This window comes from Prauserella muralis, assembly GCF_003202285.1.
Classification (GTDB): Bacteria; Actinomycetota; Actinomycetes; order Mycobacteriales; family Pseudonocardiaceae; genus Prauserella_B; species Prauserella_B muralis.
In genome coordinates this window covers 302182-316595 of sequence record NZ_MASW01000001.1, presented here as the reverse complement: position 1 = coordinate 316595, position 14414 = coordinate 302182, and the positions used below count along the sequence as shown (strand labels likewise).

The 14414-nt window shown below is 71.9% G+C and carries 14 protein-coding genes; 10 read left to right on the top strand and 4 right to left on the bottom strand.

Features of this window, described 5'->3' with window-relative positions; translation table 11 throughout:
* Positions 1–8: 8 nt before the first annotated feature.
* Positions 9–803, bottom strand: coding sequence for a DeoR/GlpR family DNA-binding transcription regulator (locus tag BAY60_RS02370; RefSeq protein WP_112279170.1), 795 nt, complete (start codon positions 801–803; stop codon positions 9–11).
* 178 nt (positions 804–981) lie between these two features.
* Complete coding sequence (locus BAY60_RS02365) at positions 982–1593, bottom strand: histidine phosphatase family protein (protein ID WP_112279169.1); 612 nt, start codon at positions 1591–1593, stop codon at positions 982–984.
* Positions 1594–1677: 84 nt separating this feature from the next.
* Here BAY60_RS02365 and BAY60_RS02360 point away from each other — a divergent pair, with 84 nt between their 5' ends.
* From BAY60_RS02360 to BAY60_RS02325, 8 genes are all read left to right on the top strand, one after another.
* Positions 1678–2367, top strand: coding sequence for an HAD family hydrolase (locus BAY60_RS02360; RefSeq protein ID WP_112279168.1), 690 nt, complete (start codon positions 1678–1680; stop codon positions 2365–2367).
* Complete coding sequence (locus BAY60_RS02355; protein WP_112279167.1) at positions 2364–4043, top strand: dihydroxyacetone kinase family protein; 1680 nt, start codon at positions 2364–2366, stop codon at positions 4041–4043. The genes BAY60_RS02360 and BAY60_RS02355 overlap by 4 nt, the downstream gene beginning before the upstream one ends.
* 28 nt (positions 4044–4071) lie before the next feature.
* A complete protein-coding gene (locus BAY60_RS02350; RefSeq protein ID WP_112279166.1) occupies positions 4072–5106 on the top strand; it encodes a 2-hydroxyacid dehydrogenase in 1035 nt (344 codons plus the stop codon).
* A gap of 2 nt (positions 5107–5108) precedes the next feature.
* Positions 5109–6563 carry an FGGY-family carbohydrate kinase gene (locus tag BAY60_RS02345; protein WP_112279165.1) on the top strand — a complete coding sequence of 485 codons (1455 nt, stop codon included), beginning with the start codon at positions 5109–5111 and terminating at the stop codon, positions 6561–6563.
* Entirely contained in the window at positions 6564–7214 is a 651-nt protein-coding gene (locus tag BAY60_RS02340) for a class II aldolase/adducin family protein (protein WP_112279164.1), read from the top strand.
* A 109-nt stretch (positions 7215–7323) separates the two neighbouring features.
* The gene (locus BAY60_RS02335; protein WP_112280659.1) at positions 7324–8010 is read left to right on the top strand and encodes a hypothetical protein; all 687 of its coding nucleotides are present in this window, start codon (positions 7324–7326) and stop codon (positions 8008–8010) included.
* A gap of 71 nt (positions 8011–8081) precedes the next feature.
* Complete coding sequence (locus BAY60_RS02330; RefSeq protein WP_112279163.1) at positions 8082–9692, top strand: SLC13 family permease; 1611 nt, start codon at positions 8082–8084, stop codon at positions 9690–9692.
* A 220-nt stretch (positions 9693–9912) separates the two neighbouring features.
* Positions 9913–10386: a hypothetical protein gene (locus BAY60_RS02325; protein WP_112279162.1), complete on the top strand. Its 474-nt coding sequence runs from the start codon at positions 9913–9915 to the stop codon at positions 10384–10386.
* Here BAY60_RS02325 and BAY60_RS02320 read toward each other — a convergent pair.
* Positions 10312–10686: a DUF6223 family protein gene (locus BAY60_RS02320; RefSeq protein WP_112279161.1), complete on the bottom strand. Its 375-nt coding sequence runs from the start codon at positions 10684–10686 to the stop codon at positions 10312–10314. The genes BAY60_RS02325 and BAY60_RS02320 overlap by 75 nt on opposite strands.
* Before the next feature lie 201 nt (positions 10687–10887).
* Between BAY60_RS02320 and BAY60_RS02315 the strand changes: the two genes are divergently transcribed.
* Positions 10888–12117 carry a sensor histidine kinase gene (locus BAY60_RS02315; protein WP_112279160.1) on the top strand — a complete coding sequence of 410 codons (1230 nt, stop codon included), beginning with the start codon at positions 10888–10890 and terminating at the stop codon, positions 12115–12117.
* Complete coding sequence (locus BAY60_RS02310; RefSeq protein WP_112279159.1) at positions 12114–12806, top strand: response regulator transcription factor; 693 nt, start codon at positions 12114–12116, stop codon at positions 12804–12806. Before BAY60_RS02315 ends, BAY60_RS02310 begins: the two co-directional genes overlap by 4 nt.
* Positions 12807–12823: 17 nt before the next feature.
* Here the strand turns inward: BAY60_RS02310 and BAY60_RS02305 are convergent, their stop codons facing one another.
* On the bottom strand, positions 12824–14260 hold the full coding sequence (locus BAY60_RS02305; protein ID WP_112279158.1) for an MBOAT family O-acyltransferase: 1437 nt from the start codon (positions 14258–14260) through the stop codon (positions 12824–12826).
* Positions 14261–14414 lie beyond the last annotated feature (154 nt).

Genomic DNA, 14414 nt, shown 5'->3' with positions numbered 1-14414 from the left:
GTCCGGTGTTATTTCGGCGCGACCTCGACCTCGATGCGGCTGCGGACCTCCTCGACGAGCTGCGCGGGCGCGTCCGAGTCGACGATGAGGCGGTCGTAGCCGGAGACGGGCGCGAGCCGGTGCAGTGCCGAGCGCGGCATCTTGCTGGAGTCCATGAGCAGCACCCTGGTCTGCGCGCTGGCGAGCATGGCCCGCTTGACCAGCACGATCTCCGGTTCCTGGTGGTAGGTCATCTCCGAGGTCATCGCCGAGGTGGACACGAACGCGATGTCCACGCTGATCCGTTCGATGGCTTCGAGGCACGGCATGCCGAGGAACGAGTCGTGGGTGCGCGAGTAGTCGCCGCCGATGCAGATGAGGCGGATCTCCTCGTTGTCCTTGAGCGCGTCGATGGTGCGCAGGTAGTTGGTGGCGACCGTCAGCGGCGAGACCTCGCGCAGCAGCTGCGCGACGGCCAGCGCGCTCGTCGAGTCGTCGAGCATCACCGACATGCCCGGCTCCACCAGCTCCTTCGCCCGTTTCGCGATGGCGTTCTTGGCCTCGACGTGGGCGTTGAGCCGGTACTCCGCGTTGCTCTCGAACACCGTCGACGGCTGGGCGGAGACGCCGCCCCGGAACTTGCGCAGCAGGCCGCGGCGCACCAGTTCGTCGATGTCGCGGTGCACGGTCATGTGGCTGACACCGGTGAGCTCCACCAGTTCGGTCACCTGCGCCGAGCCGTGATCGATCACGTAGTCGGTGATGCGCTGCTGCCGCATGGTGCGGGATCGCGCACTGCCGCCCGCCGGTGTCTCACTGCTCATGTGAACAAGGATCTCAGCATCCGACAGAGAACGCGCAACACGTCCGTGTCGCCGGGGCTCGGACATGTTCTCGTCGGTGGCTGTCCGCGGCGGGAGGCGCCCCGCCGCCACGCGCGTGGGGCTTCGCCGGGCGCGTCGAGTAGTCGCCACGGGTCGGCGGCTCTGCGGTCGCGTGCTGTCACCCCGTGGGCAGATTGAGCCTCAGCAGGCTCGTCCGCGTGCCGTCGACGCGGATCTCGGTGAGCGCGCAGTTCTCCAGCCGGGGCAGCACCACGCGGTACTCGCGCAGCGGGATGCCCAGCAGCAGGCACAGGGTCAGCCGCAGCAGCGTGTTGTGCGCGACGACCAGGACCGGCCCCGCCTCGGTCTCCGCGATGGCGCGCAGCGCGGCGGCGCCCCGCTCGGCGGCCTCACCCGGCGGCTCGGCACCCGGGAACGCCCCGGCCACCGGGTCGGCGGCGAACGCCTCGGCCGCCGCAGGGTCGTCGGCACGGACCTCCGCGAGCGTGCGGCCCTCCGCGATGCCGAAGTGCACCTCACGCAGGTCGCCGGCCACCGACGGCACCAGCCCGAGCGCCTTCGCCGAGGGCTCGGCGGTGCGCAGGGCCCTCGGCTGCGGCGAGCAGTACAGCGCCGCGGGCGGCTCGGCGAGCGTTCGCACGTGCTGGGCGAGCGCGTCGGCCTGCGCGGCCCCGCGCGCGGTCAGCGCGACGTCGCTCGTGCCCGCGTAGCGGTTCTCGGCATGCCATTCGGTCTCGCCGTGCCGGGCGAGCAGCAGGCGCACGCTCATCTCGCTCTCCTTCACATCGGGGCCGTGACAAGTCGCGGCCGTGGTGTTAATTTAACACGAACGATGTGAAGGGGGCTGGATCAGATGACACTCGCCGCGGTCGTCTTCGACCTCGACGGCGTCCTCGTGGACAGCGAACACCTCTGGGAGGAGAACTGGGTCGCCTACGCCGCCCGGCACGGCGTCCAGTGGACTCCCGGGGACACGGCGACGGTGCAGGGCATGAGCGCCCCCGAGTGGGCGGCCTACCTCGCGCGGCACAGCGGCACCTCCGAGAGCGTCGAGGAGGTCGAGCGGGCGGTGGTCGACGGCATGATCGAGGCCGTCGAGGCGGGCAAGGCCCCGCTGCTGCCCGGAGCGGCCGACATGGTCACCGAGGTCAGCGCGCGGGTGCCCGTCGCGCTCGCCTCGTCGGCCACCCGCAGGGTGATCGACGCCGTGCTTGCCACCTACGGCCTCACCGCCGAGTTCTCGGCCACGGTGTCCAGCGCCGAGGTGCCCAGGGGCAAGCCCAGCCCGGACGTCTACCTGGAGGCCGCCGCCCGGCTCGGGCACGCGGGCAGTGACTGCCTCGCCGTGGAGGACTCCAGCAACGGCATCCGGGCCGCCGCGGCCGCCGGGCTCACCGTGGTGGCGCTGCCCAACCGCACGTACCCGCCCAAGCCGGACGCGCTGGAGCTGGCCAGCGCCGTGGCGGGCACCAACGACGAGGCCCGCCGCACGCTGCTGGCCTATCTGGCAGGTGAACCCGTGACTTCGAAGGGGACGTCATGACCACCACGCTCACGCCGGCCGAGACGTTCAAGCGCGACTGGCTCGACGGCTTCGTCGGCGCCTACGGCCGCACGGTGCGCAAGGTGCCCGGCGCCTACGGCGTGGTCGGCAGGCACGTGCCGCGCCCGGGCAAGGTCGCGGTCGTCATCGGCGGCGGCTGCGGGCACTACCCGGCCTTCGCCGGGCTCGTCGGCCCCGGCCTGGCCGCGGGTGCGGTGGTCGGCGACGTCTTCACCAGTCCCAGCGCCGAGCAGGTCTACCGCACCGCGCGGGCCGCCGACGGCGGCGCCGGTGTGCTGTTCGCCTACGGCAACTACCAGGGCGACGTGCTGCACTTCGGGCTCGCCGCGCGCAGGCTGGCCGCCGAGGGCATCGACAGCAGGACCGTGCTCGTCACCGACGACATCGCGAGCGGGCCGCCCGAGGCACCGGAGGGCCGCAGGGGCGTGGCCGGGGACCTGCTGGTGTTCAAGGTCGCGGGCGCGGCGGCCGAGCGGGGCGACGACCTCGCCGCGGTACAGGCGGCCGCGGAGCTGGCCAACGCCCGGACCCGCACGTTCGGCGTCGCCTTCGACGGCTGCACGCTGCCCGGGGCCCGCGAGCCGCTGTTCACCGTCGCCGAGTCGCAGATGGAGGTGGGGCTCGGCATCCACGGCGAGCCGGGCGTGCGCACGGTCCCGCGGCTGTCGGCGACCGAACTGGCTGACGTCCTCGTCGACGGGTTGCTGCCCGAGCTTCCCGGCACCGACCGCAGGGTCGTCGCCGTGCTCAACGGCCTCGGCCGCACCAAGTACGAGGACATGTTCGCCACCTACGCCCGCATCCACCAGCGGCTGGCGGCCGAGGGGCTGAATCCGGTGCACGCCGAGGTCGGCGAGTTCGTCACCTCACTGGACATGGCGGGTGTGTCGCTGACGCTGCTTGAGCTGGACGACGAACTCGCCGAGCTGTACGCCGCGCCGTGCGACACGCCGGCGTTTCGCAGTGGCGGCGCCGTGCTCGATGCCGTCGAGCCGCACGTCACGACCGACGCGGCGCTCGCCACCGTCGACGGCGAGGCGGGCGAAGGCGTCGTCGACCGGGCGCTGACGGCGGCGCTGAGGAGCCTGGAGCACCACGAGGGGGAGCTGGGCAGGCTCGATGCCGTCGCGGCCGACGGTGACCACGGGCTCGGCATGACGAGGGGGATGCGCGCCGCGGTGGCCGCGGCCAGGCAGGTGCCGCCGGACGATCTCTCCGGCGCCCTGCTTGCCGCGGGCACCGCGTTCGCCGACGCGGCGGGTGGCGCGTCCGGTGCGTTGTACGGTGTGCTGCTCGCCGAGACGGGCGCGGGCCTGCGTGGGACCTGCCCGGACACGGCGACGCTGGCCGACGCCGTCGACGCGGCCGTGCGGGCGTTCACGGAGCTGGGCAGGGCCGAGCCGGGGGACAAGACGATGCTCGACGCGATCGAGCCGTTCCGGCAGGCGCTGCGCGAGCAGGCGCGAGCCGCGGCGAGCGTGGCGCAGGCCTGGCGGGTGGCCGCCGAGCGTGCGGCCAAGGCGGCCGAGGCCACCGCCGACCTGCTGCCCACGAGGGGCAGGGCGGCCCGGCTGGCCGAGCGGAGCAGGGGGCACGCCGATCCCGGGGCGACGTCGTTCGCCTTGCTCGTCACGGCCGTCGGAGAAACCCTCTAAACACATCCGGTTCAGAGAGGAACCACCAGTGCGGATACTCGCTGCGGGAGACGAATTCGTCGGTACGGACCTGCTGAAGGCGGCCGTGCGCGCGGAACTGGGCACCGAACCGGAGTTCGGTGAGCTGTCGCTGCCCTGGCCGGTGGTGCCGTTCGGCCCGGTCGGCGGCGTCAACGAGGCCAGCGGCACCGAGGATGAGGTCATCGAGGCGCTGGGCGGCGCCGAGGTCGCCGTCACGCAGATGGCACCGTTCACCAAGAAGGTCTTCGCCGCCGCGCCCGGGCTGAGGCTCGTCTCGGTGTGCCGGGGCGGACCGGTCAATGTGGACCTCACGGCGGCCACCGAGGCCGGGGTCGCCGTCACCTACGCGCCCGGCCGCAACGCCGCCGCGGCCGCCGAGTTCGCCATCGGCCTGTTGCTGGCGGCCCTGCGCCGCATCGCGACGTCGTCGGCGGAGCTGCTGGCGGGTACCTGGCGCGGTGACTACTACGCCTACGCCAACGCGGGCATCGAGCTGGAGGGCACCACGGTCGGCCTGGTCGGCCACGGCGCGATCGGCTCGCGGGTGGCGAGGGTGCTGGCCGCGTTCGGCGCGCACGTGCTGGTGGCCGACCCCTACGCCGACCCGGCGAAGGTGGCGGCCGACGGCGCCGAGCTCACCGGCCTCGACGACCTGCTGCGCCGCAGCTTCGCGGTGAGCCTGCACGCCCGGCTCACCGAGGAGACCCGGCACCTCATCGACGCGGACAAGCTCGCGCTGCTGCCCGAGGGGGCCGTGCTGGTCAACTCCGCGCGCGGCGGGCTGCTCGACTACGCGCCGCTCGCGGAGGCGCTGCGCTCCGGCAGGCTCGGCGCGCTCGCGCTCGACGTCTACGACGTGGAGCCGCCGCCGCCGGACTGGCCGCTGCGCGACGCGCCCAACGTGATCGCGACCCCGCACCTGGCAGGGGCCAGCAGGCAGACAGCCGACCGCGCGGCCGCGATCGTCGCCGCCGAGGTCGGCCGGTACGTGCGCGGCGAGGCGCTGGCCAACGTGGCCAACCCCGACGTGCTCGGGCGGTAGCCATGCGCGGGATCATCGGTGTCGACATCGGCACGTCGCTGACGAAGGCCGTGGTGTTCGACGAGGCGGGCGCCTCGATCGCGCAGGCGTGCACGCCGTCGAAGGTGCACCACCTGCCGAAAGGTGCCGTCGAGCAGGACTTCGAGCAGGTGCTCGGCACCGTCGCCACCGTGGTCAGGGACGTCGCCGCGCAGCTCGACGGCCCCGTCGAGGCGCTGGCGCTCACCGGGCAGGGCGACGGCGTGTGGCTGCGCGACGAGGCGGGCTACCCGGTGCGGCCCGCCATCTCCTGGCTGGACGGCAGGGCCAACGCGCTGCTCACCGAGTGGCAGGCCAGCGGCGTCACGCGGGAGGTGTTCCGCCGCACCGGATCCGGAATGTTCCCCGGCTGTGCCGCCGCCATCCTGTCCTACCTGGACACTCACGAGCCGGACGTGCTCGACCGGGCCGCCGTGGCGGGCTACTGCGTGGACGCCGTCGTGCAACGGCTCACCGGCGAGATCACCGTGGACATCTCCGATGCCTCGCTGCCGTTCGTCGACCCGGTGACCCGGCGCTACGACGAGCAGGCCATCGCCGCGTGCGGGCTCACCCACCGCCGGGGGCTGCTCGCCGAGCCCGCGCCACCGAAGACGGTGTTCCGGCTGGGAGCCGCCGGCGCCGCGCTGCTGGGCCTTCCGGAGGGCCTGCCCGTCACGGCGGGGCCGTTCGACCTGCCCGCGTGCGCGATCGGTGCGGGGGTCCGCGAGCCGGGCGACGGCATCCTCACCGCGGGCACCACGCTCGCCTGCCAGGTGCTCACGCGCGACCCGACGTTCGACCCCGAGGGCGAGCCTGCCGGGATGTTCCTGTGCACCCCGAACGAGGCCGACTACCTGCGGGCCATGCCCGCGATGGTGGGCACGGCGGGCCTCGACTGGGCGTGCAGGCTGCTCGGCATCGAGGTGACCGACATCGGGCCGCTGCTCGCGGCGAGCGCGCCCGGCGCGAACGGCGTGCGGGCGCTGCCGTTCCTGTCCTCGTCCGGGGAGCGGGCGCCGTTCGTGGACGCCGCCGCCCGTGCGCAGTTCAGCGGGCTCAGCCTGGAGAGCTCGCGTGCGGACGTGGTGCGCGCGCTGTGCGAGTCGATCGCCTTCGCGGCGCGGCACTGCTTCGAGGCCGCAGGGCTGTCCGGCACGCTCTACGCGTGTGGCGGCGGCGTGCGCTCGCCCGAGTGGACGCAGATCTTCGCCGACGTGCTCGGCCGCCCGATCGTCATTCCCGGCGATCCGGGCGTGGGTGCCCGCGGCGCCGTGCTCGTCGCGGGAGAGGCGCTGGGCGAGCCGTTCGACGTGGACCTGTGGGCGGGCAACTCGCGTACCGTCGAGGTCGTGCCCGCCAATGTGGAGCACTACGAGCGTGGCTATGCCGAGTACCAGACGTCGCTGAACGCGGCCCGAGATCACTGGACGTTGTGAATGCTGCTTGCCGAGGAACGCGAGGCCGTCTGCGACTACGCCCGGCGCATGGTGGCCGACGGTCTCGTGGTGGGCACGTCGGGCAACGTGTCCGCACGCGCGGGTGAGCTGGTCGCCGTCACCCCGACCGGGGTCGACTACGACACACTGACTCCCGGCGACATCCCGGTCGTCGACCTTGCCGGTTCCACAGTGGATGGATCGCTGCGGCCGACGAGCGAGCTGCCCATGCACCTCGCCGTGTACGGCAAGGCCGAGGACCCGGACGGACACGAGATCGGGGCCGTGGTGCACACCCATTCGGTGCACGCCACGGCGGTGTCCACTGTGGCCGCCGAGGTGCCGCCGATCCACTATCTGGTGGCACTGATCGGGCCCTCGGTGCGGGTCGCGCCCTACGCCACCTACGGCACCGGGGAGCTGGCGGCGTCGATGCTCTCCGCGCTGGAGGGCAGGCGGGGCTGCCTGCTGGGCAACCACGGCACGGTCACCTACGGCGCGACGCTGCACGACGCGTACCACCGGGCGAGCCAGCTGGAATGGCTGTGCCAGGTGTGGCTCGCCGCGCGCGCGGCCGGCGAGCCGAGGCTGTTGCCGAGGCCCGAGATCGAGCACGTGGTGGACAAGCTGCGCGGCTACGGTCAGAAGTAACGGCCCTTCGTCCTTTGCGGATCGCGGGTGAGAGCGGCGTAACGCGGGGTAAACGGCAGCTTGGTAACGCCGAGCTGCCGATTCGGCGCTCAGCGTGCACTATTTCCGGGTGAACTCGGACGCTGTCGAACAGAGATCGCTGCCCGTCGACTTTCCCGTTCACGGGGTCGGACCGCAGTTCCAGGGCGCTCGCTGGGTCGATTTCTTCGAGGGACTGCCCGGAGAGGCGCCGTGGGCGTTGTGGCTCGGCCATCGTGAACGCGACTCGGAGCACGGTGTGCGCGTCGGGAGCCTGCCTCGCCGCCGGTACGCCGACGCGATGTGTCCCGGCGGGGGCGACCCGCTCGCCGAGGTGGCGTTCAGCGGTGCGTTCGGGCTGGTCAACCTGACCCTTCCGGACAGTTCCGTGCCGCGGCCGGACGGGCTCATTCCCGCGCTGGTGGAGCATGCCGAGCGCCAGGCGAAGCTGCATCGCGACTGGGCCAGGGTCGGCTGGGACGTCGACGGCACCCGCGTGGGGGCCAGGGTGTGGCGCTTCGCCGGGGCGTGGGCGGGTTTCACGGACGCGCTGGAGGAGACCTACGTGGTCGCCGTCGGCATCGGTGTCGAGCCGGAGGGGCTGCGGCTCGACAGGGTCACCGGCACCGCCGCCTACGGCATCGACTTCGGTGCCCCGCTGAGCCTCGTCGAGCTGGGCCGGTACAAGAGCACCCGTCCGGACACGTGGCTGCCCCCGCCGCAGCGGGACGCGTTCCACCCGGACCAGCTCGCGCGGATGCCGTCGACCGCGAGCTGAGGCATCGATCCAGGGCCACGGCCCCCGCTTGGCTCTAGTGATGTGGATCACTGACCAGCTACAGTGCCGCCATGGCAGCCACCGACGAGAACGAAGGCGGGCGCACGCAGAGCGTCACGCAGGCGTTACTGTCCGGAAGTACCTATCGTGGGCTGGCGGAACAGAAGCTGTCGCCTGCGGAGGAACGGTTCGAGCGAGCGCGGCGCACGGTCGGCTTCGTGCTCGCGCCCCTGGTGACGATCGTCTTCCTGTTCGTGCCGACCGCGCTCGATCCCGCGCAGCAGAAGCTCGCCGCCGTGCTGCTCGGTGTGGTGGTGCTGTGGGTGTGCGAACCGGTGCCCATCCCGATCGGTGGGCTCATCGGCGTCTCCGCGATCGTGGTGCTGGGCGTGCTGCCTGTCGACGACGTGCTGGCGCCGTTCGGCTCGTCGACGGTGTTCGTGTTCATCGGCGCGTTCATCCTCGCCCAGGCCATGTTGCGGCACGGGCTGGCGCGGCGCTTCGCGTTCCGCATACTCGCCGCGCCCGGCGTGGGGCGCAGCACGTGGCGGGTGATCGTCGCGCTGGGCTTCGTGACCTGCGTGCTGTCGGCGTTCATCTCCAACACGGCGACGGTCGCGATGCTGCTGCCCACCGCGGTCGGGCTGCTGTCGGTGATCGCCGAGCTGGTGCGCGCCCAGACGCCGGAGGGGAAGGACTTCGATCCGCTGCGGCTGCGGATCGGCATCGCGCTGATGCTCGTGCTCGCCTACGGCGCCAGTGTCGGCGGTCTGCTCACGCCCATCGGCTCGCCGCCCAACCTCATCGGCAGGGAGCTGATCGCGGAGGCGACGGGCGAGGAGATCTCGTTCCTGCAGTGGACGGTGACGGCGCTGCCGATCTGTGCGCTGATGTTCGTGGTGCTGGTCGCGGCGCTGATCCTGCTCAACCGGCCCGAGATCAAGCGGCTCACGGGCGTGGAGGAGTACGTGGCGGCGGAGCGCGCGAAGCTGGGCAAGCTGTCGCGGGCGGAGTGGAACACCCTCATCGCGTTCGGCGTCACCGTGACCCTGTGGATCGTGCCCGGCATCGTGGCACTGGTGGCGGGCAACGACTCGGCCGCCTACGAGGCGGTCAGCGACCGGCTCGACGAGGGCATCGTCGCCGTCATCGGTGCGGCGCTGCTGTTCGCGTTGCCGACCAACTGGCGGGAGCGGCGGTTCACCCTCACGTGGTCGGAGGCGGCGAGGATCGACTGGGGCACGATCCTGCTGTTCGGCACCGGCATCATCTTCGGTTCCCTGCTGTCGGACACCGAGCTGGCACAGCGGGTCGGCAACGGGCTGGCGAACGCGTTCGGGCTGACGAGCACCGTGGCGCTCATCGTGTTCGCGGTGCTGCTGGCGATCGTGGTGTCGGAGACGACGTCCAACACGGCGTCGGCGGCCGTGGTGGTGCCGATCGTGATCCCGATCGCGGCGTCGGCGGGCATCGATCCGTTCGTCCCGGCGCTGGCGGCGACCTTCGCGGCCTCGTTCGGCTTCATGCTGCCGGTGTCGACGCCACAGAACGCGATCGTCTACGGCTCCGGCGCGGTGCCGATCACGAAGATGATCCGTTCGGGCTCGGTGTTCGACGTGGCGGGCGCGGTGCTGATCATGCTGCTGATCCCGCTCATGGTCGCGGCGGTGGGCCTGGGCTGACCCGCGAGTCCTGCGCTCAGGCCCGCGAGTCCTGCGCTCAGGCCCGCGAGTCCTGCGCTCAGGCCCGCGAGTTCTGCGCTCGGGCCCGCGAGTTCTGCGTTCAGGTCCGTCGTGCGGACCCGGCATCGCGGGTCTTTCGCCTCAGGCGCGCACCGGCCGCGGCGGTGCACCATCGACGCACGTCCGGCGGTGGGTCCTGCCGCCGGAAGGAGGTGCGGCCATGTACAAGGCGGCGGCGTTGCTCGCGTGGGTGCTCGGGCTCGGCTTCGGCGTGCCCGGTGTCGTGGCCATCTGGCATTTCGCTCGCGATGGTGCCGTGTGGACACTGCTGGGACTGCCGACGTACGGCCACGGGCCGTTCGAGGCGATCGGGCTGCCCACCTCCATCCCGTTGCTCGCGGCGTTCGTCGTGGTGTGCGTTGCCGAGGTCGTCACGGGCGGTCTGCTGTGGGCGGGGCGACGATCCGGGGTCGTGCTGTCGTTCGCCGTGGTGCCGTTCGAGCTGGCCTTCTGGATCGGCTTCGCGCTGCCCTTCGGCCCGCCGGTGGGACTGCTTCGTGTCGTGCTGGTGCTGCTCGGCCTGCGCGCCGGCGCCGGACGCAACGCATCCCCAGGCGCTTCAGTGCACACTTCGGCTGGTGCGGCGGGAACGACTCAGCGCCAGCCCACCGAGGGCCATGCCGAGCAGCCCTAGCGCCACGGCGGCGACGGCGCCGGCGAGACCGTTGCCGGTGCCGTAGCCGCCGGCGGCGTTGGCGCCATGCAGTCCGCCGACGACCACGCTGAGCAGTCCAAGAGCGGTGGCCACGATGACCCCGGCTCGCCCGGTGCCGGTGCGGCGAGAACGAGCCACCGCCAGGCCGCCGACGATCACGCCAATGAGCCCCAGGACGGCGGCCGCGGTGGGCACGGTTCGCCCGACACCGAGTTCGTAACCGGCGGCAACGGAAAACGGCGTGGCCGCCGGTGCGGCGAGCGTGTGCAGGACGAGCATGGTCGGTCCTTTCGTCGGAGGACGGGTAGCCACTGAACGCAGGTCATCGTCGCGCCGGGTGCCCCGCCTGTCCTCCGCCGGCGGGCGGGAACGGGGTACGAAGCTCGGCGTAGCAGGCCGGTACGCAACCGCGCTCGCCGACGTAGGCGGCCGCGCCTCTGGTGGGAGCCGGGTCCGCGCGGAGAGCTCTAGGATCACCAGATGCAGCACCGCATCCCGTTGCTCCGCCTGCCTGCCTGGGCGCAGGACGTGCTGCTGGCGGCGTTCGTCACCGTGATGCAGGTGCAGGGCACGGTCGTGCGTAACAGCGGGGAACCCGAACTGGTGCTGCGTCCCCTCGCCGACCTCGGCTACCTGGGATACGTCCTGCTGGTCGTCAGCGGCGCGGTCGTGGCTGTGCGCCGCCGCTGGCCGGTCGCGGTGTTCGGCGTCACCGCGCTGGCGAGCGTGGTGTACTACGTCCTCGACTTCCCGGACGGACCCGGATGGCTCGGGCTGTTCGTCGCCATCTACACCCTCACCGCCCTCGGCGACGGACGCCGCTCGCTGGCGGCGGCCGGGGCAGGAATCGCTGCACTGGCCACGTGCTGGCTGATCGCCGCCGCCGACATCGAACCACCAGCCGCCATCGGCTGGGTGTTCTTCCGGATCGGCGCTTCGGTCATGAGCGCCACCCTCGGCGAGAGTGTCCGTTCGCGGAGGTTCATCGCGGCCGAAGCGCTCGAGCGCGCCGAGCTGGCTGAACGAACCCGTGACGAGGAAGCCCGCGCGAGGGTCGACGAGGAGCGGCTCAGGATCGCGCGGGAGGTCCACGACACCGTCGCGCACGCCATCGCCGTCATCAACGTCCAGTCCGGCGTCACCGCCCACGTGCTCGACAAGCGGCCGGACCCTGCCCGCGAGACCTTGGAAGCCATCGAGCAGACCAGCTCCCAGGCGTTGCGGGAGATGCGGACCATCCTCGGCGTGCTGCGTGACGACAACGAGGGCCGCGTCCCGCACCCCGGCCTTGGGCAGATCGACGAGCTGACCGCCACGGCGCGCGAAGCCGGGCTCGACCTCGACCTGGAGGCCGGTTCGCCGCCGCCGTCGGTGCCCAGTGCGATCAGCAGTGCCGTGTACCGGATCCTGCAGGAGTCGATCACCAACGTGATTCGCCACGTCGGCCCGACCCGGGTCACGGTGGCGCTGGACTACGGCGCCGACAGCGTGGAGGTCCGCGTGCGAGACGAGGGCCGACGAGGAGGGCCGGGAGACGACGAAGCAGCGCCCGGGCTCGCAGGCCGGGACAGGCCCGGACGCGGGATACTGGGAATGCGTGAACGGTGCCGACTCCTGGGCGGAGACCTCGACGCGGGCCCGCTCCCGGGCGGAGGGTTCGCGGTCACCGCCCGACTGCCCCTGGCCCCCAGCGGAACGGCGAACGCATGAGCACCACGACAGGCGCGTCGAGCGGCGCCGCTCCCATCAAGGTCCTGCTCGTCGACGACGAGCGGCTGGTGCGTTCCGGCTTCCGGCTCCTGCTCGACGTCGAGGACGACATCACGGTGGTCGGCGAGGCCACCAACGGCGCCGAAGCCGTGGAACAGGCCCGGGCCACGCGCCCCGACGTCGTGCTCATGGACATCCGCATGCCGGTGATGGACGGCATCCAGGCGACCAGAGAGATCGCCGCCACGAAGGGCCTGCATCAGGTCCGCACCCTCATTCTCACCACTTACGACACCGACGCCTACGTGTTCGAGGGCCTGCAGGCCGGCGCCAGCGGGTTCCTGCTCAAGGACGCGGGCCCGGCCGAGCTTTTGCACGGCATCCGCGTCATCGCCGCCGGAGACGCCCTGCTCGCGCCACGCATCACCCGCCGCCTCATCGCCCAGTTCACCACTCGCCGAACGGCCGACAAGGCCGCCGAGCAGCGGCTCGCCGTGCTCACCGACCGGGAACGGGAGGTGCTGGCGCTGGTCGGTCAGGGCATGAGCAACGACGAGATCGGCGCCGAACTCGTCCTCAGCCCCGCCACCGCCCGCACCCACGTCAGCCATGCCATGGTCAAGCTCGGTGCCCGCGACCGCGCGCAGCTGGTCGTCATCGCCTACCAAACAGGACTGGTCGCTCCGTAGGCCGGGCCACCTGGTCGCTAGAACTGGTAGTACAAAAACGGGCTGAAGGTTCCGGTCGCCACGAGGATCGCGGCGTAGGCGAGGCCCACCGTCATGATGCCGACCCGCAGCACGGCGGCAGGCCTGCTCCGCGCCGACTCCAGCAGGGGACCCGTCACCGGATGGGCGGGCAGGACGAAGATCGCCAGCGCCGCCAGCAGGATCACCAGCCGTTGGTTGGTGAGCGCGGCCTCCACCACGTCGGTCAGCCCGTCGAAGTCGGGGAGCAGCATGTGGCCGAGCATCGTGAATGCGTGGCCGAGGTCGGGGGAGCGGAAGAACACCCAGCCGAACACGGCCAGCACCAGCGTGAGCGCCCGCCGCGCGATGCGGGCGCGGAGCTCGTCCGGCGTGCGGTCCCAGCCTGTGGCGCGCTCGATGATGAGCAGCGCGCCGTGGTAGACGCCCCACACGACGAACGTCCAGGCGGCGCCGTGCCAGAACCCCGTGAGCACGAAGACGATGGACAGGTTGCGGTACGTCTTGCGGGCGCCGGCTCGGTTGCCGCCGAGCGGGATGTAGACGTAGTCACGGAACCAGCGCGACAGCGACATGTGCCAGCGCCGCCAGAACTCCGTGATCGTCACCGACGAGTACGGCCGCGCGAAGTTCTCCGGCAGCCGGAACCCCAGCATGCGGCCCAGGCCGATGGCCATGTCGGAGTAGCCGGAGAAGTCGAAGTACAGCTGCAGCGTGTAGCCGATGGCGCCCAGCCACGCGATCGCGAACGTCATCTCGTCGGCAGGCGTCGCGAAGCACGCGTCCACCATGGGCGCCAGCGAGTCGGCGATGACGGCCTTCTTGCACAGGCCGAGCGCGAACCGGGGGAATCCGGCGGCGATGTCGTCCAGGCGGTGGGAACGGTGCTGGGGCAGCTGGTCGGCGATCTCCCGGTAACGCACGATCGGGCCGGCCGCCAGCTGCGGGAACATCGAGATGTAGGTCGCGAACGACACCGGGTTGCGCAGCGCGTGCCGCTCGCCCCGGTAGATGTCGACCACGTACGAGATGTGGTGGAACGTGAAGAACGAGATGCCGATGGGCAGCGCCAGCTCGGCGATGGGGAAGTCGCCGCCGAACAGCTGCGCGAACCAGGCGATCTGCTCGGTCGCGAACCCCGCGTACTTCCACACCAGCAGGATCGAGAGGTCGAACGCGATGACGCCGATGAGCAGCCAGCGGCGGCGCGGGGCGGGCCGCAGGCCCCACTCGTCGGGTTCCAGCCCCGGCCCGGCCGCGAAGTTGACGACCATGCACGCGAGCAGCAGCAGCGTGAACGCCCCGGCGCCGGTGGCGTAGAAGATCAGGCTGCCGACGGCGACGATGCCGTTGCGCCAGCTGCGGGGGCACACCAGCACCGCGAGCAGCACCGCGGGCATGAAGTACCACAGGAACAGCGGCGAGACGAACGACATCCGGTGGGCCCCCTGGTCACGGTCAGCATCGTGACCCTAGCCGAGCGCGCTACGCGACGGAGCCGATACCGAACCCGAGTGGCCTTCGCCATTCACCCGGTCCAGACGACACGAACGGAGCCGTTCACCCCGCAAAAGCGGGAGCGAGGGACCT

Excerpts from the sequence above, each read along its gene's own strand:
- BAY60_RS02305 (WP_112279158.1), bottom strand. The coding sequence starts at position 14,260 with ATGTCGTTCGTCTCGCCGCTGTTCCTGTGGTACTTCATGCCCGCGGTG.
- BAY60_RS02320 (WP_112279161.1), bottom strand. The coding sequence starts at position 10,686 with ATGCTCGTCCTGCACACGCTCGCCGCACCGGCGGCCACGCCGTTTTCC.
- BAY60_RS02365 (WP_112279169.1), bottom strand. The coding sequence starts at position 1,593 with ATGAGCGTGCGCCTGCTGCTCGCCCGGCACGGCGAGACCGAATGGCAT.
- BAY60_RS02325 (WP_112279162.1), top strand. The coding sequence starts at position 9,913 with ATGTACAAGGCGGCGGCGTTGCTCGCGTGGGTGCTCGGGCTCGGCTTC.
- BAY60_RS02340 (WP_112279164.1), top strand. The coding sequence starts at position 6,564 with ATGCTGCTTGCCGAGGAACGCGAGGCCGTCTGCGACTACGCCCGGCGC.
- BAY60_RS02370 (WP_112279170.1), bottom strand. The coding sequence starts at position 803 with ATGAGCAGTGAGACACCGGCGGGCGGCAGTGCGCGATCCCGCACCATG.
- BAY60_RS02360 (WP_112279168.1), top strand. The coding sequence starts at position 1,678 with ATGACACTCGCCGCGGTCGTCTTCGACCTCGACGGCGTCCTCGTGGAC.
- BAY60_RS02315 (WP_112279160.1), top strand. The coding sequence starts at position 10,888 with ATGCAGCACCGCATCCCGTTGCTCCGCCTGCCTGCCTGGGCGCAGGAC.
- BAY60_RS02345 (WP_112279165.1), top strand. The coding sequence starts at position 5,109 with ATGCGCGGGATCATCGGTGTCGACATCGGCACGTCGCTGACGAAGGCC.
- BAY60_RS02330 (WP_112279163.1), top strand. The coding sequence starts at position 8,082 with ATGGCAGCCACCGACGAGAACGAAGGCGGGCGCACGCAGAGCGTCACG.
- BAY60_RS02310 (WP_112279159.1), top strand. The coding sequence starts at position 12,114 with ATGAGCACCACGACAGGCGCGTCGAGCGGCGCCGCTCCCATCAAGGTC.
- BAY60_RS02355 (WP_112279167.1), top strand. The coding sequence starts at position 2,364 with ATGACCACCACGCTCACGCCGGCCGAGACGTTCAAGCGCGACTGGCTC.